Below are 26,615 nucleotides of genomic sequence, written 5' to 3' on the forward strand. Positions count from 1 at the left end.
CTTTTTGCGTTTTTTATTCTAAAAATTGCTAAAAAAATTTTTGTGATTTTTTGAAGCTAGCAAATTTAGAAAAAATAAAATTGACTAAAAACCCTACAAAACAATTTAATTAGGAAAAGAAAAACCTAAGTTTAAGACGCTAAAAAAACACGAAATTTTTAAGTTTGATTTTTAAATCTTTTGGTAAAATATTTATATATTTTAAGATTAATGCTTATAAGTTTAATTATAAGTAATTAATTTTTATTTATTTTAATTATTGTGGGGGAGCTTACCGTATGGAAAAATTAAATCAAAATAATTCACATGGTATTGATTACAAATTAACAAAATTTGGTCCTAAAACACTTCGTCGTGATTACTCAATCACTAAGAAGACTTTAAACGTACCAGATTTTTTAACTATCTCTAAAGAATCTTTTAAATGATTCAAGAAAAGTGGTATTGAAGAAATTTTAAGGGAACACTATCCTATTACTTCAAGCAACAAAAAAGTTTCTTTAGACTATGTGAATAATTCAGCTCGTTTAGAAATTCCTTCTAAAGAATTTGACGCTGTTGTAGAAGCAAAGGCGAAAGGTATTAACTACTCTTCAAAACTTTTTGCTAAGTTTAAAGTAACTACAGACAAAGGTGTGGTTAAAGAAGATGAAGTTTTACTTGGTGAAATTCCACTTATGTGTTCAGGTGGAAGTTTTATTATTAACGGTAGTGAAAAAGTTATCGTTAGCCAATTAATTAGATCTCCTGGTGCTTACTTTGGTTGTGGCGTTCGTAACAAACAATCAGATGACTTGTTTAACAAAGTTGAAATTTTACCCAGATTAGGTTCATGAATTGAAATTTCACATAAAGTTACTACTAAAACACCTGACTGAGTAAAAATTAAAATCGACAAAAATAAAAACGTGAACTTAATTACTTTCTTAGGTTCGTTAGGTTTAACAAAAGAAACTATTTATTCATTATTCGGTGAATCACAAGTTTTACAAGAAACCTTTAAGAAAGATAAAAAAATGACCGATGATGTCGATAAAGGTACAAAAGCTGAAAGAGAAGAAAAAGTTTACAATTTAGCTAGAGAATACCAAGAAGAGTTATTTAGAGTAATTCGTCGTGGTGACTTAATTACAGAATCTGCTATTTCAAACTTAATTCCAAACTTATTGTTTAACAAAAAACGTTACAGCTTAAGTGCTACTGGTCGTTACATGTTAAATAAAAAACTTAACTTAGTAGATCGTATCACTGAAACATATTTAGGTCAAGACTTAGATATTAAAGACTACTTTGCTAAAGAAGATGAAAAACCAATTATTCATTTAGAAAGAGGTGAATTCATTACACATAGATTAGCTTTATTAATCCAAAAGAACTTCGATGCTGGTTTCTTATCATCAGAAGATATTCCTGGAATTAAAGCTGATATTGTTTATGGTAAATTTGTTTCTGACCAACAACAAAGTACAAATCCATCTTTAAAAAGACGTATTAAGATGATTAAACTTTATGTTTATGCAAACAGAAAACAATGTGATGAAGGTAAAAAACCTATTTTAGTTATCGGTAATGATCCTAAAGGTGATGAACAACACTTATTAGTTTCAGATATTATTGCTGCTATTAACTACTACTTCAATTTACTTGAAGGTATTGGACAAGACGATGATCCAGACTCATTAACAAACAAACGTATCGTGTCAGTTGGTGAATTGCTTCAAAACCAATTAAATGTTGGTTTAGCAAAACTTGAAAAAACTACACGTGAAAGAATGACTGCTAAAGATCCTGAAAAAGTTACTCCAAAAAATATTACTAACAACAAGTTAGTTTCAAACCAAATGAAGACTTTCTTCAACTCTTCAAAACTTTCGCAATTTATGGATCAAATTAATCCACTTGCTGAAATTTCAAATGAAAGACGTATTACATCTCTAGGACCTGGTGGTCTTAACCGTGATACAGCTCAATTCGAAGTTCGGGACGTGCATGCTACTCACTATGGTAGAATTTGTCCAATTGAAACACCTGAAGGACCAAACATCGGTTTGATTCTTAACTTAGCTTTATATGCAAATGTAAATGAATACGGTTTTCTTCAAACACCTTATTTCAAAGTTAATAATGGTGTAGTTGATTACAACCAAGTTGACTGATTAACAGCTGCTGATGAATTTGGTTTCAACATTGTTCAATCAACTGTTAATGTTGATAAAGACAACAAGATTGTTGACGAACAAGTTACAATGCGTAAAAACTATACCTATATTATGGGTAAACCAGAAGATGTAGATTACATCGAAGTTTCTTCACGTCAAATGGTTTCTGTTGCTGCTGGATGTATTCCATTCCTTGAAAACGATGACGCGAACCGTGCGTTAATGGGTTCTAACATGCAACGTCAAGCAGTTCCATTACTTGAAACTGAAGCTCCATTTGTAGCTACAGGTACTGAAGCTGATATTGCTAAATATTCTTCAGCAAACTTTAGAGCTAAAAATGATGGTAAAGTTGAATATGTTGATGGTTCAAAAATTAAAATTAGAACTGAAAAAGGTACAGCTGATACTTATACACTCAAAACCTTCCAACGTTCAAACCAAGATACAGTTATCCACCAAAAACCTTTAGTTAGAGAAGGTGACATTGTTAAAAAAGGTGATTTACTTGTTGATGGTTCATCATTTAAAGATGGTGAATTAGCTTTAGGTAAAAACTTATTAGTTGCCTTTACTACTTATAAAGGATACAACTATGAAGATGCTGTTATTCTTAACGAAAAATTAGCTAAAAATGATGTACTTACTTCAATTCACATTGAAGAACAAGTTATTCAATTTAGAACATCAAAAGCTGGTGCTGATGAATTAACAAGAGATATTCCTAACGTTTCTAAACACTCAATTAGACACTTAGACGAATTTGGTATTGTACTTGTTGGTGCTGAAGTTACCCCTGGTGATGTTTTAGTAGGTCGTGTATCTCCTAAAGGTGACGATAATCCAAGTCAAGAAGAAAAATTATTAGCTGCTGTTTTAGGTCAAAGATCACTTAATGTTAAAGATACATCATTAAAAGTTAAAAACGGACACAATGGTACAGTTATCGGTGTTGAAATTTTAAGTAGAGAAAACAATGACCAACTTGAAGATGGTATTGATAAAATCATTAAAGTTTCAATCGCTGTAAAACGTAAGATTAGAGTTGGGGATAAAATGTCTGGACGTCACGGTAACAAAGGTGTTGTTTCAATCATCTTACCTGAAGAAGACATGCCTCACTTAGAAGATGGTACACCAGTAGATGTTATGCTTAACCCACAAGGTGTGCCTTCACGTATGAACATTGGTCAAGTACTTGAAATTCACTTAGGTATGGCTGCTAGAAGTTTAGGTTGCAAGTTTGTAACTCCTGTATTTGGCGGAGTTAAGAAAGAAGCAATCCAAGCTGCTATGGAAGAAGCTAACTTACCTAAAACTGGAAAACAAATTTTAATCGACCCAATTACCGGTGAAAAATTTGATAAACCAGTTTCAGTTGGTGTTATGTACATGCTTAAACTTAACCACATGGTTGACGATAAAATGCACGCACGTAGTGTTGGACCATACTCACTTATTACTCAACAACCACTTGGTGGTAAAAGTCAAAATGGTGGTCAAAGATTTGGTGAAATGGAAACATGAGCTATTGAATCTTATGGAGCAACAAATGTGCTTCAAGAAATCTTGACATATAAATCAGATGATATCAACGGACGTAATCAACTTTATGCAGCATTAGTTTCTGATAAAGAATTACCTACCCCTGGTATTCCTGAATCATTTAACGTATTAAGCTATGAATTAAAGGGATTGGGAATGAAGCTTGATACAATTACAACCGAAAATGAAGAAGAATATGATGTACAACAACACTTCGATATAAACAATGTATCAGATGGAGGTTTTAATGAATAGTTCATCATTTAACAAAAGTTATCAAAAAGAAATCAGAAAAGTTACACTTTCATTAGCTTCTAGAGAAGATGTTACATCTTGATCATGCGGTGAAGTAACTAAACCTGAAACAATTAACTATAAAAGTTATAAACCAGAAAGAGAAGGTTTATTCGACGAGTTAATTTTCGGACCTACAACTGATTACAAATGTCCAATTTGTGGTACTAAATATAAGAAAAGTGACGAAGGCAACAAGTGTGAAAAAACACCTATGTGTCAAAAATACGGACCAACAATTTTACCTAAAATTGTACGTCGTAGCAGAATGGGTCACATTCACTTAGAAAACCCTGTTGTACACTTTTGATTCTTCAAAATTGATCACTCAATCATCTCAAAACTTTTAGGTTTAAAAGTTGCTGATTCTTCAAGAGCTATTTCAAAAAGTGATTTAGAAAAATTAATTTACTACAAAAGCCACATCGTTTTAGATGATGGCGGTCTTAAAAGTTTACAAAAGAACTCAATTATTGATATTTCAGATGCTGCCGCTATTTATAGAGATGCACTTTTAGAAATAAGAGAAAACTTTGACCAATCTAGTGATGAATACGGCATTATCGATGAAGCATTAACTGGATTGGAACAATATGCAATTTCTAAAACAGGTAAAGACTACGGTATTGACTTCTATGAATATAATGAAATTATTCATGAATTTAGTAAAGCTCGTATTTCAACCGGTTCAAATGCTATTGAATATCTTTTAGAACACATTGACTTACATAAAGAAGCTAAAGCTGTTGAAGCAGAAATTAATAAACTTAATGCTTCTATTGCTAAAAACTCAACAGCTTCACCTAAAATTCAAGAAAGATCAAAACTTTACAAACGTTTAGCAGTTATTAATGCTTTCATTCAATCAGGTCAAGATCCTAAATCAATGTTAATTTATGACTTACCAGTTATTCCAGCTGATTTACGTCCTTTAGTTCAACTTGATGGTGGACGTCACTCAACTAGTGATGTTAACGAACTTTACCGTCGTATTATTATTAGAAATAATCGTCTTAAAAAATGAGAAGAATCAGACGCTCCTATGCTTATTAAGCAAAACGAATACCGTATGATTCAAGAAGCGGTTGATGCTTTAATTGATAATGCTAGAAAGAAACCAAATCCAGTTGCTTCAAAAGACAACCGTCCTTTAAAATCTATTTCTGACGCTTTAACCGGTAAAAAAGGTCGTTTCCGTCAAAACTTACTTGGTAAACGTGTTGATTATTCAGGTCGTTCAGTTATTGTTGTTGGACCAGAATTACAAATGCACCAAGTTGGTATTCCTCGTGAAATGGCTGCTAAATTATTCGAACCATGAATTATTAGAGAATTAATTAAAGGCAACAACCGCATTAATTCAATTAAAGCTGGTAAAAAAGCAGTTGAAAACTTAGATCCAATTATCTGACCATATGTTGAAAGAGCTATTGAAGGTAGACCGGTATTACTTAACCGTGCTCCTACATTACACCGTCTTTCAATTCAAGCTTACGAACCTGTTTTAATTCGTGGTAAAGCTATTAAACTTCACCCACTTTCATGTACTCCATTCAACGCCGACTTCGATGGTGACCAAATGGCAGTTCACGTTCCAATTAGTGATGAAGCTGTTCGTGAAGCTCGTGAATTAATGTTAGCTTCTAAAAATATTTTAGGACCTAAAGATGGTGAACCTATTATTAACCCAGGTCAAGATATTATTCTTGGTTTATATTACTTAACAATGGAAAAATCAGCTAAAGAAAATCCAGAACTTGCAAAAGGTGAAGGTAAATTCTTTGCTACATATGAAGATATGTTAAGAGCATATGAAAACAAAATTATTTCATTACATGCTCGTGTAGTATTACCAATTAGCGAAATCAAAAAGACAAGATTAAATGTTGGTTCAGATAGTAAATACATTATCTCAACAGTTGGTAAATTTATTTTCAACAGATCATTCCCAGAAAGTTTTGAATTTATTTTCGGAAAACATGTTGAAACTCAAGTTGATAAAAAAGGTGTAACAACAGAAAAAGAAGTTGTCTACACATCAGCCGAAAAGAACGAATTAGCCTGTTTTGTAGTACCATACGGAACAGATTTCAAACAAGTTATTGAACAAATGCCTCTTAATTTACCTTTAAGTAAAAAAGACATTGCTAAAATTGTTCGTCGTGTTTATGAACGTTATGTAGCTGTTGTAAACATGTCAGACATCGCTTCAATCGTTAATAAAATCAATGAAATTAATTTAAACGATAAAGGTGCTTTATTTGACGCTTGTGCTAAATTAATTGACTTCAAAGGTGATGCTTTAGACATCAATCATGTTGAAATCATTGAAAAAATCATGAGAGAAGAACATGATAAAATCGCTGAAGAAGTATTCATTAGAGAAAAACATGAAGAAGCTATTTGAACAATTTATGACTACACCAAGATGCTTGAAAGAGTTTGATTTAGATACACAAACATTGTAGCTAATGTACTTGACTCAATCAAAACTTTAGGTTACACTTTCTCAACTAAATCAGGTACAACAATCTCAATTACTGACGTTATTACATTACCAACTACTAAAGCAAAAATTGCTGCTGGTGATGAATATGTTGAAAAACTTTGAGAATGTTATAACCAAGGTCTTATGACTGATGACGAAAGATATAACGCAACCATTCAAAAATGAGCTCAAATCAAAGACGATATTGAAAAAGAACTTAAAAAGGTTACTAAAGAACACCCAGATAACCCATTATTCATGATGCTTAACTCTGGTGCTCGTGGTAACTTAAGTAACTTCGTTCAATTAGCTGGTATGCGTGGTCTTATGAATAACAACACTAAGATTCTTAAAGCCGATGCTGAAAACGAAAGAGTTGTTCGTTCAACAGTTGAAATTCCTGTTAAGTCATCATTCCTTGATGGACTTACCGCTTATGAATTCTATTCATCAACCCACGGTGCCCGTAAAGGTCTTACCGATACTGCTCTTAACACAGCTAAATCTGGTTACTTAACACGTAGATTAGTTGACGTTGCGCAAGGTATCGTTGTTAGAGAAGAAGATTGTGGAACAGACTACGGTGTAGTTGTTAAAGATATTAAAGATACAAAAACTAATACAGTTATTGAAAACTTATTTAGCAGAATCGAAGGTCGTTTCACTACAAAACCAATTTATTACAAGAATAAATTTGTAGATAAAGAAAAACTTATCAGAAAAGAAATCGTTGGTGCTAACCAATTAATTACAGCTGAAATTGCTAAGAAAATCGTCGATGAAGGTATTGAAGAAGTAGAAATTAGATCAGTACTTTCATGTTATACACAAAATGGTGTATGTAAGAAATGTTATGGTAAAGACTTAGCTCTTAACCGTGTAGTTAATATTGGTGAAGCTGTCGGTGTTGTTGCTGCTCAATCAATCGGTGAACCTGGTACTCAGCTTACAATGCGTACCTTCCATACAGGCGGTGTTGCCGGTGTTGAAGATATTACTGGTGGTTTTGGTCGTTTAATGGAACTTATTGATGCTTATGATTCTCCATGAGGTCAACCAGCTGTTATTGCTGAAGGTTATGGCGAAATCCAAAACATTCAATATGGTAAAGATGGTCAAAGTGATAGCGATATTATCGTTATTGAAGTTAAATACAAATCAAGAGATGAAAAAGACTCAGTTAAGACATACCAAGTAAAAGCCGGACGTAAATTAAGAGTTAAAATTTCTGACAAAGTTAGACCAGGTCAAAAGATTGTTGAAGGTCCTATTATTCTTAATGAATTACTTAAAGTTGGTGATACACGTTTAGTCCAAAACTACATTCTTAAAGAAGTTCAAAGATTGTACCGTCTTCAAGGTATTACAATTGCCGATAAATATATTGAAATTATTATTCGTCAAATGTTAAGTAAAATTTTAATTACTGATCCAGGTGATTCTAAATTCTTTAATGGTTCATTAGTTGATATCTTTACATACCAAAAAGAAAGTGCTCGTTTAATTAATGAAGGTAAAAAACCTCCTTTTGGTGAAGTTAAGATCAAAGGTGCAAAACAAACTCCTTTACTTTCAGATTCATTCTTAGCTGCTGCATCATACCAAGAAACTCCTAGAATTTTAGTTAATGCCTCAATTAGTGGTCAAACTGATAGACTTAGAGGTCTTAAGGAAAACATTATTTTAGGTCATAAAATACCTGCAGGTACTAACTCTAATTTCGAAGAAAATGGTAAATATGACATTCGTGATCCTCGTTCATACTTTATGGATAAATATGGCCCAGGTAAAGAAACTAGAATGTTCGTTGATGAAAACACAAATGAATTAGATAGATCAATTTTAGATGACGCCAAAGATTTATTAAACGAATACGAAGTTGATTCATCATATGACGATGACAATAATCTTTATGATGACGACGACGATACACAAAACTAATAATATGAAAATCTAGAGCCCGAAAAGCTTTAGATTTTTTGTTTGCCTTAAGGATTTTTAAGTTGCAAAAAAAGATATATTAGCTTGATGCGCTAATATATCCATTTTGAAATTATTAATCTGTTTTATAGTATATTTAGTAAATTATCTAGTGTTTCATGTAAATGATTTTTGGGCTATAGACATTAATGAAACAATTCAAACAAATGGTAAGATAAAGTTTAAAATGTTTTCGGTTTTTGAACCAATTGTAATGATTGAATTTTTATCTAAATTACCTGCTCTTACTTGAACAAATGAATTGTTAAAGATGTTGAAGTTATCAGCAAATTTAGCATTAGTCATTAATTCACCAGCTTTAGTTGAAGCAAATGCAGGTTGAAGTGAAGAATAATCAAAGATAATTGGAGGAGTTGTATTTAAGGCATTTATTGTACGATATTCTTTAGTTACATTAAAGATGCTATAAGAACTAAATTTAATACCTAAATCTGTAGAATTCTTTAAAGCATCTGGTGCTTGGATTAAGGTATCTTTTAAACCAGCTATTTTTGTAGCACCAATAATGTCACCTTTAGAAAAACAATCTTGAATTGCTTTAGCATAATTTCCAACACTTTTAATGTAGTTTGATACATCTTCAATTGTATAAATGGTTGAGGTTGTAGCATTAATAGTTGTATCATTTGCACCGGCTAATAATGGTTTTGCAGCATCATTAAGTGTTATGGTAGTACTAATGTTGCTTACTTTATAAATAGTAGAAAGCTCTGCTTGACCCTGGAACGCCATCGTGTTTTGAATAATAACGCTCTTAAAAGGAGTTATATAAGCTAAATATCACATACTTTTAACATTAGCAATTTGAGCGAGAGGTAAGACTTGACCACTTAAGAACATTGTAATAATTAATAATGAGCTACCAATTGCTTGTATCATAAGAATTGACTTTGAAAAACTTACAATAAATAAACCAACAGCAACACTTACAAAAGTAAGAATTACAAAGCTATATAAGTAGCCTCATCATTCGATTCTAGCGAAAATACTTTTTAAACTGCTTATATGGAAGTTAATATCAATTGAAGCTTCACCAATTTTAATACCATTAACTGTTTGTTCAACTCTACCTACATTTCAATATCTACCAAAAACAATTAAGGCAATTAACATAGTTCATAAACCTGAAATTAACATGATAAAGAAGTAATAAACTGCTGTATAAATTAAGAAGGTAATCGGTTTAACGTTCGTTGCCCCTATCCGTTTTAAAAGGGTCGATTTTTTAAATTCAAAAATCGCAGTCGGCAATGAAACACAGGCAATAGCTAATGGTCCAATACTAATTGTACTTCCTAAAACCATTTCATAATTGAAGATAGTTCCTAGAATAATTGTAAAGACAATTGGGTATCCAAAAGCGAAAAATGGTCCAACGAAAGCTTTCCAAAAGTGCTTATTTATAATGCTTAATATACCTAAGAATGAATTATTTGAACGATGAGGTCGATTTGTTTTATTTTCTTTTTGCTGCTTTTTTTCATTTTGAATTACAGCATCTGGAAATTGAATTTGATCTTTCATTTTAACCTCCTTTTTAAATATATGTATCTAAGCATTTTGCTAGCGAGCCATATTCTTTAATTGCTTCTTCTTTAGTTCTATCATAAACAATTTGACCATAGTTCATGATTACAATTCTATCTGCTAGTGTTTGAATTTCATTGATATCATGCGAAACTAAGAGTAAAGTACTATTACTTTCTTTAATAAAATCTTTCAAAAAATACATTAAACGCGATTTAATTTTAATATCAAGTCCAGTACTTAATTCGTCCAAGATCAATAACTCTGGTTTATTAATAATTGCTAATAAAGCGTTCAATCTTTGATGTTGACCACCACTAAGAGAAGCAGCTTTATTATTAATAAATTCATTAACCCCGAAGATTTTTTCAATCTTTTTTAACTCTTCTTCAGAAGTGATATTACCATAAATTTTATTAACTGATTTAATGACATCTTCAACCGTTAAACCTTGTGGATACGATGAATCTTGGAACTGAATTCCAATTTTAGCAGCCGCTGAACTTGAAACAACACCATCGTCAAAGTAAAATTCAATTGATCCACTAGTTGGTTTTGAAATACCTACAATCATTTCAACTGTTGTCGTTTTACCGGCTCCATTACTTCCTAAAAGCGCAACATTTTGACCTTTATAAATATCTAAATTTAAATCATTAACTGCTTTAAATTTTTTACCTTTAGCTTTAAATTCTTTCACTAAATGATTAATTGAAACTAATTTATCTAAAGGATATTCTCTTTTAGTAGTAATTGGTTCAAATGACTGTGTTTCACTTTCATGCTCTTCTAAATTAGCTAAGAATTCATCAACAATTTTACTAACATGTCCTTCTTGTTTTAAATTGTCTTTCTCTTTCATTAAAACTTCCTTTATATTCAAATTATATTTATATACTAATTTTACACTATTATATTTAAATTTCAATAATAGGCTTATTATTAAAACTTAATATTAAGTAAATAAAAATCCTAATTTCCTTTGAAAATTAGAACAATGATTTTTTTATTATTTAATTATAAAACAATGGTTTTGGTAAAAACTAGTACGGTTTAATATTAATTAGTTCAATTGAGTTTTTGCTCTTATCAGTGTGCAATTTTATCACAGCACCATTTAATTGACTAGCATTCATTGAAGGGCATAATTTTACTTTTGAGTTATATCTCATATGTTGGTAAACTTCTTCAAAGTTAGCCCCAATTGCACAGTCATATGGACCACACATACCAGCATCAGTTAAATAACAAGTTCCATGTTGAAGCACGTGTGCATCATTAGTTTGAACGTGTGTATGAGTACCACAAATTGCATCAATTTTGCCGTCAAGATATAAACCTAAAACATATTTTTCACTAGTAGTTTCAGCATGGAAATCTATGAAGTGAAAATCTGCTTTTTCGCGATATTCAATAATTGAATCAATTGTATCAAAAAAGTTATCTGCTGTTTCTTGACCTCAAGGTTTTAATAATTTATTAAAAGTAATTCCCATTAATGAAGTTACACGTAAAGTAACACCTGGTTTAATTTCAAAAATTTCAGTACCATGACCTGGATATGAACTATCAATATTTGCTGGTCTAATTAAATCTTTATTATTAATGATATTAAAAATATCATCTTTAGCTCAAACGTGATTTCCTAAAGTGAAAATATCTACGCCAGCTTTTTTCATTTTATTGTAATCTTTGCTGATCAACCCTTTTCTTCCTGAAGCATTTTCACTTTGAGCAATAACAACATCAACATTATATTTTTGTTTTAATTTAGGAATGTATTCAGTGATAATTTCAACTCCTTTTTCACCAAAAACATCACCTAAAAACAAGATTGTAAGTTCTTTTTCAACCTTATTTTCTGTTTCTTTAACACTATCCATTATTAAGTTATCTTTCTACTATTTTAGAAATAATTCTAAAATAAACAAGTTTTTTAATAGATTTATTATATTACAAAAATCATACTTTAATAGTTTTTCAAAATTATTCAATTTTTAAAAATGAAAATCCCAGCACACAAAAAATGCTGAAAGTTTTTGCATTTGAATAATTTGCCAAAACCACTATAAAATAATGCTTTTTAATAATTTATACGATTTTTAAAAACCAATAATTTTATAATCGCCAGCTATATTTTTAACTTAAATTCACACTCCAAAAATTTCAATTTAATCAAAAAAGTAAAATAAAATTAGCTTACTCGCTAACATTATTAAGAACTTTTTGTTCAATTTCTTTTTTGAACTCATCATTTGAAAGTAAGAACTCTTTCAAACTCTTTTTACCCTGCGCTATGTTCTTATCTTCATATGAATATCATGCACCTTTTTTGACAAAAACACCTTTTTCACAGGCTAATTCAATCAACTCACTAGTTGAATCAATTCCTTTTGAAAATAAGATTTCAGTAGTAAATGATTTATATGGAGCAGCTACTTTATTCTTAACTACCTTAATTTTAACTTCATTACCTGTAATTTCTTTACCATCAGTTATCGAAGTTGATTTTCTAACTTCTAGTCTAATTGATGAATAGAATTTTAAGGCTCTACCACCAGTAGTTGTTTCTGGATTTCCAAACATCACGCCAATTTTTTCTCTAATTTGGTTTACAAAAATAATTGTAGTTTTATTTTTATTCAAGCTAGCTGTAATTTTTCTTAAAGCCTTCGACATCAATCTAGCTTGCACACCAATTTGCTGATCTTTCATATCACCTTCAAGCTCAGCAATTGGTACTAAAGCAGCCACGCTATCAACAACAATTAAATCAATTGCGCCTGATTTAGCTAGAATATCTACAATTTCCATTGCTTGCTCACCACTATCAGGTTGACTTAAAATTAAGTTATTTAAGTCAACTCCTAAATTACGTGCGTAATTTGGATCAATTGCATGTTCAGCATCTATAAAGGCTGCTACACCATTATTCTTTTGCACTTCCGCAATAGCGTGTAAACATAATGTGGTTTTACCACTACTTTCAGGTCCATATATTTCCACAATTCTACCTTTTGGATAGCCTCCAACTCCTAATGCCTCATTTAATAAATAAGAACCAGTTGAAAAAGTTTCAATTTTTTCATTAATTTTATCTTGATTAAAAAGCATAATTGCTTCTTCACCAAAACGCTTAGTAATTTCTTTTAATGTGTCGATTACTAAAGTATTATTTTCTTTTTTACTCATTTTAGTTTCCTTTCACATTAAGATGATAAAAATAGGCGTTTTTTCAATAAATGTGAAAAAATTTGGGAAAAACCCAGGAAAAGTCTCAATCTTTTCCTTTTTTTAAATTTTATTCACCTTGTGTAAATACAAGATTGTATGAACTGAAAAAATCGCGGAATGTTACTAGAAGAAATTATAAACCACACTATTTTATATTATTACGAAAATGAAATTGCTTATATCGAGAAGAAAGGGCTCCCTATTAAGTTTCAAGGCACCAATTTCCAAAATAATAAATTATTTTTGGAAAAAGCTTTTATATACAAAAAATCAACGGTAGATTACACCGGTTGCTTCAAAGGCAAGTTTATTGCTTTTGAAGCAAAAACAACCAATGAAAATCATCTCCCACGGTCTAATATCCCAGAACATCAAATTAATTATTTGAAGTTGATTAGCAAAAATGGAGGTGAAGCTTTCTTTATAATCTTTTTTAATCTATATAACGAGTTTTACTTAGTTAAATATGATCAAATTAAAGATTATATTCATAAACAATCAATAACTTATGAAGAAATTAAAAAAATAGGAGAACTTTTGCCCCTGGCATTTCCAGGGATCATCGATTTTCTCACTATTTTGGAATAAAATATATCTAATATATATAAATTAGAAATTAACTAATTCTTTTAAGTATTTAGATGGCGTGAATTTAACAATACGTTTTTCAGGAACTGAAATATCTTCACCTGTAAATGGGTTAATTGTTTCACGACCTCTTCTAATTCTTGTTTCAAAAATTCCTAAGTTTGATAATTGAACTTTGTTTTCAGCAATTAATTCTTCTTTAAGTACGAAAACAAAAGCGTCAAAGAATTGATCTGCTACTCTAACTGGAACTTCAAGTCTTTCAGCAACTGACTTAATAAATTCTTTTTTAGTCATTTCTATTTCTCCTTTTTTGTTGTCTGTAAATACATATTACTATAATTTTACATTAAAATAAATAAAAAACATAAAATTTTTTTCTTATATGCCTATAGTTATAGCCTAAAAAGCAAAAAGGGAATAACTAAAAATGACTTCAAAATTAATAAAAAAGCTGATTTTGGACCCAATTTTCATCAAAAAACATTTAAAAAAGCAATAGAGCCATAAAATAATGAGTTAGAATCAATACAAATTAGCTTAAATTTAGCGCACACTATATTATTTATATTACCTTATTTATTATATATATAATTGCCGGCTTATTTTGCATGGTTTAAGCATTCTAAAACAAGGAATATAGTTTTTACAACTCTTATTGGTGTTTCTATATATAAAAAATTGTATTTTTTTGAACAAAAAACACAAATACAGCTTAAAAACCAAGCATATCTGATTTTATGTGCTAAAATGTATAAGTTCAAAATATATAATATTTTGAGTATAACAAAAAAGACGGCTATAAAAATTCGAAAAAAACTTATTTTTTTGCTTTCGTAAAAATGCTTTTCCACTATAATTGTAATTGTAAATATTTTACGTAGATGCAAGAGGTTGTTAAAATGCCATCCGTTGTCAAGGACATTTTAAGAAATTTTTGCGGAGTAAAGTTCAATTATGAACAAAGGAGGCAACAATGAGTAAATTAAATATCAAAGTAAAAAGTTTTGATCACTCATTAGTTGATTTTGGAGCAAAGAAAATTATTGAACTTGCCGAAAAATCAAAAACTGAATTTAGTGGTCCAATTCCTCTTCCAACAAAAAGAGAAGTTGTTACAATTTTGAGATCAGTTCACATTAACAAAAAATCACGTGAACAATTTGAAAGTAGAACTTTTCAAAGATTAATTGTTTTGAACAACCCTAGTGCTCAAACAATCGATCAAATTAAAAGACTTGACTTACCATCAGGTGTTGAAGTTCAAGTTAGTGAAAAATAAATTCCATCTTGTTAATAACAAGCAATGGTCATCATAAATTTTTAAAAAAGGAGATGAGATATGAAAGGAATCTTAGGACGTAAGGTTGGGATGACTCAAATCTATACAGAATTCGGTAAAAGAATTCCTGTAACAGTTATTGAAGTTAAACCAAATGTTGTTACAAAAGTTCTTTCAGTAGAAAAAAATGGCTATGTAGCTACTCAATTATCTACTGGTGAAAAGAAAGCTAAGAGAACAAACAAACCAGATGCTGGTCAATTCTCAAAAGCAAATACAACACCTAAGCAATACTCAAAAGAAATTCGTAACATGAACGGTTATGAATTAGGTCAAGAAGTTAAAGCAAGCATTTTTGCTGCTGGTGAACTTGTTGATATTACTGGTACATCAAAAGGTAAAGGTTTCGCTGGTACCATTAAAAGATGAAACCAACACATAGGACCTAAATCACACGGTGGTGGTGGTGGTAGCCAACCTATTAGACAAACTGGATCACTTGGTGATATTTCAGGTAACAGAGTTTACAAAGGTATGACTATGCCTGGTCACTTAGGTAATGTGAAAACAACTGTACAAAACTTAGAAATTGTTAAAGTTGATGTACAAAACAATTACATTTTAGTTAAAGGTTCAATTCCTGGAGCTAAAAATTCATTTGTAGTTATTAAAGAAGCAGTTAAAGGCTTACCTGCTAAAGAAGCTATCAAGCTTGTTGATGTTAAAGAAGTTCTTAAAATGAATGAACTTGTTGAAAAAGCTAAGAAATACAACATTGAAGTATTAGCTGGAATGACATCAGCAGAACTTGAACCTATTATTACAAAAGCTGAAGAAGAAGCTGCTGCTAAAGCTGAAGGAGATAAATAATGGCTGAACAAGAAACAAAGAAAACTTCTAAAACAACATCAACAAAATCTGCAACAGCTAAAAAAGCTTCTACAACAGCAAAATCAACTACTGCTAAGAAAACAACTACAAAGAAAACAGCTAAAGTAGAAGTTACAATAGGAAAAGTATCTGTGCCTAAAAAAGCTACTAAAGCTGAAACAAAAGCTCAAGAAGCAAAAGCAAAAAGAGCTATGAAAAAAACAGCTGATGATTTAGCGCAAGAAAAAGCTAAATTAGCTGCCGAAGAAGCAAAAGCAAAAGCTAAAGCTGCTAAAGCTGCTAAAGAAGCTCTTGAACAAGTTAAACAAGAAGCTGCTAAAACAAAAAGAACAAGTACCAAAATTAACTCTTCAAATACATCAAAAGTTAAAGTAAATACAGCTAAAGCTAGAGGTGTTAAAGAAGAAAGTTTTGCAAAAGTTGTAGTTCTTGATTTCGATACAAAGAAATTAAACCCAACATTATTTGCTTCAGAAAAAATTTATTCACAAGCTATTTTTGACACAATTATGGCAGAACGTGCTTCATTACGTCAAGGTACACATGATGTAAAAAGCCGTGCTGAAGTTAGTGGTGGTGGTAAAAAACCATGAAGACAAAAAGGAACGGGTCGTGCTCGTGCTGGTTCAACAAGATCACCTATCTGAGTTGGTGGTGGTAGAGCATTTGGTCCTACACCAGAACGTAATTACAACTTAAAAGTTAACAAGAAAGTTCGTAAGGCTGCCTTCATTTCAGCTTTAACCTTATTAGCAAGAAACAATGCTGTTATTGTTGATGATCTAAAATTAGACAAAATTTCAACCAAAGCAGCAGTTGCTAAATTAACAACATTAAAAATCCAAAACCTTAAACACATTTTAGTTGTTGCAACAGATGAAACACTTTACAAATCATTAAGCAACTTACCAAATGTTATTTGTTCAAAACCAAATTCAGTTTCAGTTGAAAACTTAATTTGAGCTGATGTATTGGTATTATCAAATGAAGGTTTAGCAAACTTCGAAGGGAGAGTTAAATAATGGAATTAACACGTATCATTCGTAGACCTATTATTACTGAAAAAACTAATGACTTATTAAGTCAAAACGTTTATACATTCGAAGTTGATTATGCTGCTAACAAATACCAAATTAAAAAAGCTGTTGAATTTATTTTCAAAGTTAAGGTTTTAAGTGTTAACACAATTAAAGTTGATAAAAAACCTGCTAGATTAGGTCGTTTCTCAGGTTTTGATAACCGTTATAAAAAAGCTATTGTTAAATTAGCTCAAGGTTACTCAATTCAATACTACCCACAAGAACAAGAAGCTCAAGACGCTAACAAAGCAGAAAAAGAAGCATTAAGTAAGAAAGCAAAAGCTGAAGAAAAAGCTAAAGCTGCTGAAAAAGAAAACAAAGTAGCTGAAAAATTAGCAGCCAAAAAAGCTCAAAAAGTTGAAGCTGCTAAAACAGAAAAAAAGGAAGCTAAAAAAGTAGTTCCTAAAAAAGAACCTAAAAAAGACTAATAAAAAGAGGATTTAATTTTGCTTAAAAGAAAAATTCCTCAACTATTTTTAAGCAAGGAGAAAAGATATGGCAATTAAACATTACAAGCCAGTTACAAATGGTCGTCGTAATATGTCATCTCTTGATTACAATAAAAATTTATCAGGTCACGCACCTGAAAAATCATTAATGGTGATTTTAAAGAAAAACTCTGGTCGTAATAACCAAGGTAAAATCACTGTTCGTCATCAAGGGGGACGTGTAAAGAGATATTACAGAATTATCGACTTTAAACGTAACAAAGATAACATTCCTGCTATTGTTAAAACAATTGAATACGATCCAAATAGATCAGCAAACATTTGTTTATTAGCATATGCAGATGGTGAAAAAAGATATATTTTAGCACCAGAAGGTATTACAGTAGGTCAAACTGTTATTTCAGGAAGCAACGCTGACATTCTTGTTGGTAACTGCCTTCCATTAGCAAACATCCCTGAAGGTACATTTGTACACAACGTAGAAATGCAACCAGGTGGTGGTGGTATTATCGCTAGATCAGCAGGTACTTCTGCTCAAATCTTAGGTAAAGATGAAGATGGTAAATATGTTGTTTTACGTCTTAAATCTGGCGAAATGCGTAGAATCTTAGCCCGTTGTCGTGCTACAATTGGCTCAGTTGGTAACGAAGAACATTTACTTGTTGACTTAGGTAAAGCAGGTAGAAATAGATATCTTGGTGTTCGCCCTACAGTTCGTGGTTCTGTAATGAACCCAATTGATCACCCACATGGTGGTGGTGAAGGTAAACAACCAGTTGGACGTAAAGCCCCTCTTACACCTTGAGGTAAAAAAGCTCTTGGTGTTAAAACAAGAAAAACTAAGAAATCTTCTAACAAATTAATTTTAAGAAGAAGAAAGGACGCTAAATAATGTCTCGTAGTCTTAAAAAAGGACCATTCGCTGACGAAAGCTTACTTAAAAAAGTAGACGCTATCGTTGAAGGTAAAGCTCCTAAAAAACCTATTAAAACATGATCAAGACGTTCAACAATCTTTCCAAGTTTTATAGGTTTAACATTCCAAGTACACAATGGTCGTCAATTTATCGATGTATATGTAACTGATGATATGGTTGGTCATAAATTAGGTGAATTTGTACCTACTAGAACATATTCTGGTCATGGCGCAGATAAAGGTAAGAAATAATCATGGCTCAACAAGCAAAAGCACATGTTAAAATTCAAAGAGTTTCAGCTCGTAAAGCTCGTTTAGTTGCTGATTTATTCAGAGGCAAAGACGTTAGAGTTGCTCTTGGTATTCTTCAAAACACTAACAAAAAATCATCAGAATTATTTATTAAATTGTTAAATTCAGCGATTGCTAACGCTACAAACAATCATGGAATGGACGCTACAAAGTTATATGTTAAAGAAGTCTTAGTTAATGAAGGTCCAACCCTTAAAAGATATCAACCTCACTCACAAGGTAGAGCTTATCCAATTTTCAAAAGAACATCTAATTTATCAATTACTTTAGAGGAAAGAGAATAACATGGGACAAAAAGTTAATCCAAATGGTTTCCGTTATGGTGTTACCAAAAATATCAATACAGTATGATTTGCTGAAAAGAAAGAATATGGTGACAACTTAGTAACCGATGCTAAAATTTACAAATTCTTCGATAAATTAGTTAGAAAATACCAAATTGGACAAGTACAAATTAAAAGAAACCAAGCTGGCAAAGTTACAGTAATTTTACATTCGGCACAACCTGCTAAATTGTTAGGTGAAAATGGTGCTAACTTAGATAAATTACTTTTAGATTTACACAAATACCTTAAAAACAAAAAAATTGATATTAATTTACAAGTTGTTCTTCTTAAACAACCTGAACTTAATGCAAGATTAGCTGCTGAAGCTATCGCGCAAAGATTAGAAAACCGTGAAAGTTTCCGTATTGCTCAAAAACAAGTAATTAACGAAGCTTTAAAAGCGGGAGCTAAAGGTATTAAAACCCAAGTTTCTGGTCGTCTTAATGGTGTTGATATGGCTAGAGCTGAAGGTTACAACCGTGGAGAAATGAGACTTCACACACTTAGACAAGATGTAGATTACGCTACAGCAACTGCTAGAACAATCTACGGTGCTATCGGTGTTAAAGTTTGAATCTCTAAAGGTGAAATCTTAGAAGGAGGTGCTAAAGATGCTTCAACCAAAAAGAACTAAATATCGTAAGCCTTTCTCAGTACCTCATGATAAGAGAAAAGCATATAAAGGTAATACAGTAGCATTTGGTGAATTTGGTTTGCAAGCAGTCTCATCAGCATGAGTAGACGCTCGTCAAATCGAATCAGCTCGTATTGCTATCACACGTAAAATGGGTCGTGAAGGTCAAGTTTTCATTAGAATCTTCCCTCATTTCGCAAAAACATCTAAACCTATCGGTGTTCGTATGGGTTCTGGTAAAGGTTCTCCAGATAAATGATATTGTGCAGTTAAAGTTAACACAATGATGTTTGAAGTATCAGGTGTTAGCGAAGAAATTGCTCGTGAAGCTTTAAGATTAGGTGGTCACAAATTACCAGTTACTTGAAGAATTGTTGCTAAAAATGAAGGAGGTCAACAATAATGCTTTACAAAGATATAAAAGTAAAATCAGTTGATGAACTTCAAAAATTAATTCAAGATTTAAAAGCTGAATTATGAACTTTAAGATTTAGAAATGCTACAGGAACATTAGACCAAAGTCACAAGATTAAATTAATCCGTCGTGATATTGCTAAATGCTTGACCGCATTAAAAGAAAAAGAAGCTGAAACAAAAGGAGCTAAATAATGGAAAGAAATACACGTAAAACATTAACAGGTCGTGTTACATCTGCACGTGGTGATAAAACTATTATCGTTGAAGTAGAAAGCTATCGTTCACATAACTTATACTCAAAACGTTATAGAGTTGCTAAAAAATTCGCAGTGCATGATGAACAAAACTTAGCTAAAGTAAATGACATCGTAACAATTATGGAAACTCGTCCATTATCTAAAACAAAACACTTCCGTTTAGTATCAATCAAACAACAAGCAATCGAAGGTAATAACTAATGGTTTTAGAATTATCTAAATTAAATGTTGCAGATAACTCAGGTGCTAAAGAAGTTGGTGTTATTAGAGTTTTAGGTGGTTCTCGTAAGAAAACTGCAAATATTGGTGATGTTATTATTTGTTCAGTTAAAAAAGCTATTCCAAATGGTATGGTTAAAGAAGGTCAAGTAGTTAAAGCGGTTATTGTTAGAACAACATATGGTATTCACCGTGATAACGGTTCATACATTCGTTTCGACGATAACGCTGTAGTATTAATCAAAGATGATAAATCATTAAGAGGAACTCGTGTGTTCGGTCCAGTTGCTCGTGAATTACGTGATAAAGGTTACTTAAAGATTGTTTCATTAGCTCCAGAAGTTCTTTAATTTGAGGTAAATATGAAAATTAAATTTAAGAAAAATGATGAAGTTATTATTATTGCCGGTGCCCACAAAGGTAAAACTGGTCGTATTGTAAAAACTGACTTAAACACAAACACAGCTATTGTTAAAGATGTAAACATAGTAACAAAACACGTAAAACCAAATCAAGGTAACTCAGAAGGATCAATTAAGAGACACGAAGCTCCAATTCATATTTCAAACTTATCTATTTTAGTTAAAAAAGCAACAAAAAATGCTCCAGCATCATACTCAAAACTTGGATACAAAATCAATAAAGACGGATCAAAAGTTCGTATATTACGTAAAACTAAGAAGGAATTCTAATTATGAGATTAAAAGAAAAATACAATAAAGAAGTTGTTCCTGCATTAATGAAAGAATTTAACTATAAATCAGTAATGCAAGTTCCAAGATTAGAAAAAATTATTCTTAATATGACAGCTGGTAAAGAAGTAACTAACTCTAAAGCAATCGAAGAAGTTCTTAATGAACTTACATTAATTTCTGGACAAAAACCATTCCAAACTCGTGCTAAAAAATCAAATGCTTCATGAAAACTTCGTGAAGGTATGCCAATGGGTGGTAAAGTAACATTACGTAGAGATCGTATGTGAGATTTCTTAGAAAAATTAATTAATGTTGCTATGCCTCGTATTCGTGACTTTAGAGGTGCAAACCCTAAAGCATTTGATGGTAGAGGAAACTATTCATTAGGAGTAAAAGAAGAAATTATCTTCCCTGAAATTGAATTCGATAAAATTCGTAGAATCAAAGGTCTTGATGTTCAATTAATAACATCAACAAATAGTGATAAAGAATCAAAACGTTTATTAGAATTAATTGGAATCCCATTTGCTAAAGGAGAAAAATAATTATGGCTAAAGTATCATTAAAAGCAAAACAAAAGAAACACCCTAAATTCTCTACACGTGCTTACACACGTTGCGAATTATGTGGTCGTCCACATGCTGTTTTAAGAAAATACAAAGTGTGCCGTATTTGTTTCCGTACATTAGCTCATGAAGGTAAAATCCCTGGCATGAAGAAAGCGAGTTGATAATTATGTTCATTACAGATCCTATTTCAGATATGATTGTTAGAATTAAAAACGCTAACCAAAGAAAATTCAAAACAGTTATGATTCCATTCTCACTTAAAAAACAAAAGATTCTCGAAATTTTATTAAATGAAGGTTACATTTCAAGTGTTACTCCAAAAGGCAAAGGCAAAGACAAAGTTCTTGAAGTTGCTTTAAAATACAAAGGAAGTCAATCAGCTATTGTTGATTTCAAACGTATTTCAAAACCTGGTTTAAGAGTTTATGCTCAAGCCAATAATTTACCAAAAGTTTTATCAGGCTATGGTACTGTTATTATTTCAACTTCAAAAGGTATGATGACTGAAAAACAAGCTCGTAAGGAAAATGTAGGTGGTGAAGTTATTGCCTACATTTGATAGGAGGTAGTTAATGTCTCGTGTAGGAAATAGAGTATTAACAATCCCAGCTGGTGTTACAGTTACATTAGACGGTACAACAGTTATTGTTCAAGGTCCATTAGGAAAACTTGAAAGAACATTCAGTCCACTCATCGCTATTAAAATTGATGGAAATCAACTTTCAACAATTCGTGCTAACGAAGAAAAACATACTAAACAATTACATGGTACAACTAACTCAGTTATTGAAAACATGCTTGAAGGTGTTTCAAAAGGTTTCAAAAAAGAATTAGTTATCAAAGGCGTTGGTTATAAATTTACTCTTAAAGGCAATATCATTGAAATCGCTGCTGGTTTTTCACATGTTATTAACATTGAAATTCCTTCAGATGTAAAAGTTGAATGTCCAAAACCAACGGATATGACAATTTCAGGTATTGACAAAGAAAAAGTTGGTCAATTCGCTGCTATTATTCATGGAATTCGTAAACCTAACCCATATTCAGGTAAAGGTGTTGCATACAAAGATGAAGTGATTCGTCGTAAAGAAGGAAAAACTGCTTCTAAGTAGTTGAATAAGAAAGGATTTTAAAATATGGCTACATTATCTAGAAATCAAGCACGTAAAGTTAAACACTTACGTGAACATCAACACATTAGTGGCACAGCCTCAAAACCTCGTTTATGTGTATTCAAATCACTTCAAAACTTTTACGCTCAATTAATCAATGATGAAAAAGGAACTACATTAATTAGTGTTTCTACTTTAGAAAAAAATAAATACAATGGTAACATTGCTGCTGCTAGAGAACTTGGCGAAAAAATGGGTGAACTTATTAAAAACGCTAAAATCAAAGAAATCGTTTTTGACCGTTCAGGATACATTTACCACGGACGTGTTAAAGCATTTGCAGAAGGTGTTAGATCAAAAGGAGTTAAATTCTAATGGCTGAAGAACAAAAGAAAGTAAATAAAACAAAAGAAGTTGCTGCTGGCACAAAAGTAGTTACATCTGCTAAAAAACCAGAACCTAGCAAAAAACCTATTTGAGAAAACAAAGCTAACCAAAATAATAAACCTGGCCAAGGTAAAATGAACAGGAAACCAAGAGTTAACAAACATGAATTTGGAGACTCAAATAACGACTTATCAGAAAAAGTTGTAATGATTAGCCGTGTAACCAAAGTTGTTAAAGGTGGTCGTAGATTCTCATTTGCAGCATTTGTTGTTGTAGGTGATAAAAAAGGTCACGTTGGATTTGGTCACGGTAAATCAAATGAAGTTCCTGATGCAATTAAAAAAGCAGCTAAAGATGCTAGAAACCACTTAATTACAGTTCCAATTTATAACAAAATTACAGTACCACATGAAGTTCATGCTAAATTCTTAGCTTCACGTGTTATGTTAAAACCAGCTCCTAAAGGTAAAGGTATTGTTGCATCAAGTACAGTTCGTGCTGTAGTTGAATTAGCAGGTTATACAGATATCTATACAAAAACCTATGGTTCACGTTCAAAAGCTAACATCGTTAGAGCAACTCTTAAAGCTTTACAAGCATTAAGAGAACCTGAAAAAATCGCTGAAATTCGTGATAAAAATGTAAAAGATCTTCTTGGATAGTCAAGAAATATAATAAGGAGATATTATTATGAAATTAAATCAATTACAAAGTACACCTGGTTCACGTCCAGACAAACATCGTGTTGGTCGTGGTCATGCAGCTGGTAAAGGTAAACAAGCTGGTAAAGGACAATCAGGTCAAAACAAACGTCACGGACACAGATTAGGTTTTGAAGGTGGTCAAACACCATGATTCCGTCGTATTGGAAAACGTGGTTTTTCAAATGTAAATCATGTTGAATATCAAATTGTTAGTTTAGCAGATCTTGAAAGAGTATTTCCAAACAATTCAATTGTTGATCTTGAAAGTTTATTTAAACATAATTTAATTAAAAGAAACTTACCAGTTAAATTACTTGGTAACGGAACTTTAACTAAAAAATTAAATATTTCACTTCATGCAGCATCAAAATCAGCTATTGAAGCTGTTGAAAAAGCTGGCGGTAAATTTACACAATTATAATTTAGTTGTAGGGCTATTGCTCTACAATTATTTTTTTAATTAGCCAATAAAATGAATTAAATATATGGCAAAATGTGGAAAAAATGTGCAAAAAATACTTTTAGTTCATTTTATTTGTGAACTGAACTTCAAAAATAACGATTTTTTTAAAACAAATTAATTATTGGAAAAACATTAAAATTCTTCTTTTTTAAAAGAAAAAAACTATAATCATCTTGGGTAGATTATAGTTTTAAAATTTTAAAATCTTTGCGTTTAAATGACGTCGAGATTTTTTGATTCTATTTCTAAAAGTCATTTATGGAAAAACTCTAGAATTTCATCGTTTTGAACAACAATATTCTTTAATGTTTCATCATCTGGATCAAACTTAATTAAAGCTTCTTTAAGCTTAAAAACTAAGTCATCAAGCATTCTATAAAAAGAATAGCCTCTTTTAGATCATTGATATATTTCTTTCGAATATGACTGACTAGAATCAAATTTAAAGTGAATACAAAATTGCTGAAAATCATTTAGCTCCTTGTCTTTTAAAATTTCAGTTTTGTATTCTTTTTGGTTTATTAAGAAACATAAACTTCCATCACTTTTAATAATAAATGCAGCATCGTCATCAGGCGAAATAAATTGCCTTTTGTTTTCTTCATTAACAGCAACATAAAACTTATTTTGAAATTGTACAGTTGATGCGTATATCTTTCTTTTTATTGTTAAGTAGACACTACATTGACTTTCATCCATTTTAGAAAATATATTTTTCTTGTGCTCATAATCTTTTTTATTTCTTTTATTATAAGCTTGAATGATTTCTTCTTTATTGTGAATAAAATCTTCAAATGTTTTTATTTTCTTTAAATGTAAATATGGAGGTAAGAATTGTTGTAGAGAATTATTTGCTCTTTCAACATGAGGTTTAAAAATGGCAATACTAGAGCTTTGGAGTTCTATACCTTTTGAATTTAAATACTGTTTTAAAGGCGTATCCGAATAATCAGTACCTCAAAAAGTTCTTCTTTTATCAGTTCTAATTATTTTTGGTTTACCATAATTTCTAAATAAATCTTCCAATAATTTCATATAGCATAGATTAGTCTCTTCTTGTTCAATATGTACTGCTAAAACTCTTGAAGTTGATGAATCTACAGCTACATAAATATTAGATTTTTCGCCATTCATTCAACGATGTTCACAAGCATCAAGTTCAACTATTTCACCAAAATCAAGGTTATTATCTCTACATTTTCTTGCTTTAAACATTGTCGTTTCCATAGTTTCATTATATTTAATTAATCTTTTTATTGCTATTACATCTCCATTATTTTCTTTAAGTTTTCTTAAATTTTCTCTTGCTTTTTTCTTTGTTTTCTTGGTCATATTTTTTGAATAAAAACCCTTAGCAACCAGATTCTTTATGAATGATTTATAAGTCATATTGTTCTTGCCAAAATCTTTTAAGCAATAATCATAAAAAAATATTAATGAAACAGAACAATCGCATTTTCGGTCATATACATCATCAATAAAAGTGAGATATTCATTAATCAACTCATCAATCCTATTAGTGCTAATTTTTCTATGGTGTTGATTACCTTTATTTTTATGAGAAATAATTAAGCAATTGTTTAACACTTTATCTCTAAGTTTCTTTGCTGTATGCCAATTAATTTGCAAATATTTACTAATTCAAGTGATGGATTTATTCATATTTTTTGCTATAAATTCTAATCTGTACTCATTTCTATGTTCATAATTCAGAACAATTTATTTTTTCAATTTTTTTCATAGCATAAATAAAGATACCAAAAAGTTAAAAATTCGTTATTTTTGAAGTTATTATAAGTATCGTATTTTTGAAGTTCACTTCACAGGAAAAAATGTGCAAAAAATACTTTTAGTTCATTTTATTTCAGATTTTAATATAATAAAAACGTACAATTTAGAATTCGATAAGCACAAATGTGTGAATTCTAGGTTGTACGCTGAAGTTTAGAAGTAGAAGCGAAAGACGATAAAAAATATAAAAATGTATTGAATCATCATGCTTTCGATTCTTTAAATTAATTAATAAGTAATATGATAAAATAGTATGAACTTTCTATTTATCAAAAAG

At 30.9% G+C, this 26,615-nt stretch carries 29 protein-coding genes; 23 read left to right on the forward strand and 6 right to left on the reverse strand.

What is annotated here, in order from left to right:
• Positions 1 to 278: 278 nt before the first annotated feature.
• Positions 279 to 3,959 (forward strand): DNA-directed RNA polymerase subunit beta, encoded by a 3,681-nt coding sequence (locus tag ACJA22_RS01950; protein ID WP_406617456.1) that lies wholly within the window; start codon positions 279 to 281, stop codon positions 3,957 to 3,959.
• Complete coding sequence (locus ACJA22_RS01955) at positions 3,952 to 8,427, forward strand: DNA-directed RNA polymerase subunit beta' (protein WP_406617457.1); 4,476 nt, start codon at positions 3,952 to 3,954, stop codon at positions 8,425 to 8,427. Before ACJA22_RS01950 ends, ACJA22_RS01955 begins: the two co-directional genes overlap by 8 nt.
• A 144-nt stretch (positions 8,428 to 8,571) precedes the next feature.
• Here the strand turns inward: ACJA22_RS01955 and ACJA22_RS01960 are convergent, their stop codons facing one another.
• The 4 genes from ACJA22_RS01960 to recA form a co-directional block, all read right to left on the reverse strand.
• Entirely contained in the window at positions 8,572 to 10,011 is a 1,440-nt protein-coding gene (locus tag ACJA22_RS01960) for an ABC transporter permease (RefSeq protein WP_406617458.1), read from the reverse strand.
• Between the two features lie 13 nt (positions 10,012 to 10,024).
• A complete protein-coding gene (locus tag ACJA22_RS01965; RefSeq protein ID WP_406617459.1) occupies positions 10,025 to 10,876 on the reverse strand; it encodes an ABC transporter ATP-binding protein in 852 nt (283 codons plus the stop codon).
• Between the two features lie 181 nt (positions 10,877 to 11,057).
• Positions 11,058 to 11,897, reverse strand: a complete 840-nt coding sequence (locus ACJA22_RS01970) for a TIGR00282 family metallophosphoesterase (protein WP_406617460.1) — start codon at positions 11,895 to 11,897, stop codon at positions 11,058 to 11,060.
• A gap of 316 nt (positions 11,898 to 12,213) precedes the next feature.
• Entirely contained in the window at positions 12,214 to 13,206 is a 993-nt protein-coding gene (recA, locus tag ACJA22_RS01975; protein ID WP_406617461.1) for a recombinase RecA, read from the reverse strand.
• Between the two features lie 159 nt (positions 13,207 to 13,365).
• Between recA and recU the strand changes: the two genes are divergently transcribed.
• Positions 13,366 to 13,836, forward strand: a complete 471-nt coding sequence (gene recU, locus ACJA22_RS01980) for a Holliday junction resolvase RecU (protein ID WP_406617462.1) — start codon at positions 13,366 to 13,368, stop codon at positions 13,834 to 13,836.
• Between the two features lie 21 nt (positions 13,837 to 13,857).
• Here recU and ACJA22_RS01985 read toward each other — a convergent pair whose 3' ends face one another.
• Positions 13,858 to 14,133: an HU family DNA-binding protein gene (locus ACJA22_RS01985; RefSeq protein ID WP_406617463.1), complete on the reverse strand. Its 276-nt coding sequence runs from the start codon at positions 14,131 to 14,133 to the stop codon at positions 13,858 to 13,860.
• A 679-nt stretch (positions 14,134 to 14,812) separates the two neighbouring features.
• On the opposite strand from ACJA22_RS01985, the gene rpsJ reads away from it, so the two are divergent.
• The 20 genes from rpsJ to rplO all read left to right on the forward strand — a co-directional run bounded on the left by rpsJ (position 14,813) and on the right by rplO (position 24,505).
• Complete coding sequence (rpsJ, locus tag ACJA22_RS01990; protein ID WP_406617464.1) at positions 14,813 to 15,118, forward strand: 30S ribosomal protein S10; 306 nt, start codon at positions 14,813 to 14,815, stop codon at positions 15,116 to 15,118.
• Positions 15,119 to 15,178: 60 nt separating this feature from the next.
• Positions 15,179 to 15,988 (forward strand): 50S ribosomal protein L3, encoded by an 810-nt coding sequence (gene rplC, locus ACJA22_RS01995; RefSeq protein ID WP_406617465.1) that lies wholly within the window; start codon positions 15,179 to 15,181, stop codon positions 15,986 to 15,988.
• Positions 15,988 to 17,031: a 50S ribosomal protein L4 gene (rplD, locus tag ACJA22_RS02000; protein ID WP_406617467.1), complete on the forward strand. Its 1,044-nt coding sequence runs from the start codon at positions 15,988 to 15,990 to the stop codon at positions 17,029 to 17,031. The genes rplC and rplD overlap by 1 nt, the downstream gene beginning before the upstream one ends.
• Entirely contained in the window at positions 17,031 to 17,516 is a 486-nt protein-coding gene (gene rplW / locus ACJA22_RS02005; protein ID WP_406617468.1) for a 50S ribosomal protein L23, read from the forward strand. Before rplD ends, rplW begins: the two co-directional genes overlap by 1 nt.
• A gap of 67 nt (positions 17,517 to 17,583) precedes the next feature.
• On the forward strand, positions 17,584 to 18,429 hold the full coding sequence (gene rplB / locus ACJA22_RS02010) for a 50S ribosomal protein L2 (protein ID WP_406617470.1): 846 nt from the start codon (positions 17,584 to 17,586) through the stop codon (positions 18,427 to 18,429).
• Positions 18,429 to 18,704, forward strand: coding sequence for a 30S ribosomal protein S19 (gene rpsS, locus ACJA22_RS02015; RefSeq protein WP_406617472.1), 276 nt, complete (start codon positions 18,429 to 18,431; stop codon positions 18,702 to 18,704). The genes rplB and rpsS overlap by 1 nt, the downstream gene beginning before the upstream one ends.
• A 2-nt stretch (positions 18,705 to 18,706) precedes the next feature.
• A complete protein-coding gene (gene rplV, locus ACJA22_RS02020) occupies positions 18,707 to 19,048 on the forward strand; it encodes a 50S ribosomal protein L22 (RefSeq protein WP_406617473.1) in 342 nt (113 codons plus the stop codon).
• Between the two features lies 1 nt (position 19,049).
• Positions 19,050 to 19,724 carry a 30S ribosomal protein S3 gene (gene rpsC / locus ACJA22_RS02025; protein WP_406617474.1) on the forward strand — a complete coding sequence of 225 codons (675 nt, stop codon included), beginning with the start codon at positions 19,050 to 19,052 and terminating at the stop codon, positions 19,722 to 19,724.
• Positions 19,702 to 20,127 carry a 50S ribosomal protein L16 gene (rplP, locus tag ACJA22_RS02030; RefSeq protein ID WP_406617475.1) on the forward strand — a complete coding sequence of 142 codons (426 nt, stop codon included), beginning with the start codon at positions 19,702 to 19,704 and terminating at the stop codon, positions 20,125 to 20,127. Before rpsC ends, rplP begins: the two co-directional genes overlap by 23 nt.
• Positions 20,127 to 20,333 (forward strand): 50S ribosomal protein L29, encoded by a 207-nt coding sequence (gene rpmC, locus ACJA22_RS02035; RefSeq protein WP_406617476.1) that lies wholly within the window; start codon positions 20,127 to 20,129, stop codon positions 20,331 to 20,333. Before rplP ends, rpmC begins: the two co-directional genes overlap by 1 nt.
• Positions 20,333 to 20,599: a 30S ribosomal protein S17 gene (rpsQ, locus tag ACJA22_RS02040; protein ID WP_406617477.1), complete on the forward strand. Its 267-nt coding sequence runs from the start codon at positions 20,333 to 20,335 to the stop codon at positions 20,597 to 20,599. The genes rpmC and rpsQ overlap by 1 nt, the downstream gene beginning before the upstream one ends.
• On the forward strand, positions 20,599 to 20,967 hold the full coding sequence (gene rplN / locus ACJA22_RS02045) for a 50S ribosomal protein L14 (protein WP_406617478.1): 369 nt from the start codon (positions 20,599 to 20,601) through the stop codon (positions 20,965 to 20,967). The genes rpsQ and rplN overlap by 1 nt, the downstream gene beginning before the upstream one ends.
• A gap of 12 nt (positions 20,968 to 20,979) precedes the next feature.
• Entirely contained in the window at positions 20,980 to 21,309 is a 330-nt protein-coding gene (gene rplX / locus ACJA22_RS02050) for a 50S ribosomal protein L24 (RefSeq protein ID WP_406617479.1), read from the forward strand.
• A 2-nt stretch (positions 21,310 to 21,311) separates the two neighbouring features.
• The gene (gene rplE, locus ACJA22_RS02055; protein WP_406617480.1) at positions 21,312 to 21,857 is read left to right on the forward strand and encodes a 50S ribosomal protein L5; all 546 of its coding nucleotides are present in this window, start codon (positions 21,312 to 21,314) and stop codon (positions 21,855 to 21,857) included.
• Positions 21,858 to 21,859: 2 nt separating this feature from the next.
• Positions 21,860 to 22,045 (forward strand): type Z 30S ribosomal protein S14, encoded by a 186-nt coding sequence (locus ACJA22_RS02060; RefSeq protein ID WP_406617481.1) that lies wholly within the window; start codon positions 21,860 to 21,862, stop codon positions 22,043 to 22,045.
• 2 nt (positions 22,046 to 22,047) lie between these two features.
• Positions 22,048 to 22,443, forward strand: a complete 396-nt coding sequence (gene rpsH / locus ACJA22_RS02065) for a 30S ribosomal protein S8 (RefSeq protein WP_406617482.1) — start codon at positions 22,048 to 22,050, stop codon at positions 22,441 to 22,443.
• A gap of 10 nt (positions 22,444 to 22,453) precedes the next feature.
• The gene (gene rplF / locus ACJA22_RS02070) at positions 22,454 to 22,993 is read left to right on the forward strand and encodes a 50S ribosomal protein L6 (RefSeq protein ID WP_406617483.1); all 540 of its coding nucleotides are present in this window, start codon (positions 22,454 to 22,456) and stop codon (positions 22,991 to 22,993) included.
• 24 nt (positions 22,994 to 23,017) lie between these two features.
• On the forward strand, positions 23,018 to 23,368 hold the full coding sequence (gene rplR, locus ACJA22_RS02075; protein ID WP_406617484.1) for a 50S ribosomal protein L18: 351 nt from the start codon (positions 23,018 to 23,020) through the stop codon (positions 23,366 to 23,368).
• Positions 23,368 to 24,042 carry a 30S ribosomal protein S5 gene (gene rpsE / locus ACJA22_RS02080; protein ID WP_406617485.1) on the forward strand — a complete coding sequence of 225 codons (675 nt, stop codon included), beginning with the start codon at positions 23,368 to 23,370 and terminating at the stop codon, positions 24,040 to 24,042. The genes rplR and rpsE overlap by 1 nt, the downstream gene beginning before the upstream one ends.
• 28 nt (positions 24,043 to 24,070) lie before the next feature.
• Positions 24,071 to 24,505 carry a 50S ribosomal protein L15 gene (rplO, locus tag ACJA22_RS02085; protein WP_406617486.1) on the forward strand — a complete coding sequence of 145 codons (435 nt, stop codon included), beginning with the start codon at positions 24,071 to 24,073 and terminating at the stop codon, positions 24,503 to 24,505.
• Positions 24,506 to 24,760: 255 nt separating this feature from the next.
• Here rplO and ACJA22_RS02090 read toward each other — a convergent pair whose 3' ends face one another.
• Positions 24,761 to 26,209 carry a hypothetical protein gene (locus ACJA22_RS02090; protein ID WP_406617283.1) on the reverse strand — a complete coding sequence of 483 codons (1,449 nt, stop codon included), beginning with the start codon at positions 26,207 to 26,209 and terminating at the stop codon, positions 24,761 to 24,763.
• Positions 26,210 to 26,615 lie beyond the last annotated feature (406 nt).

Source organism: Mycoplasmopsis adleri (assembly GCF_045276205.1).
Classification (GTDB): Bacteria; Bacillota_I; Bacilli_A; order Mycoplasmatales; family Metamycoplasmataceae; genus Mycoplasmopsis; species Mycoplasmopsis adleri.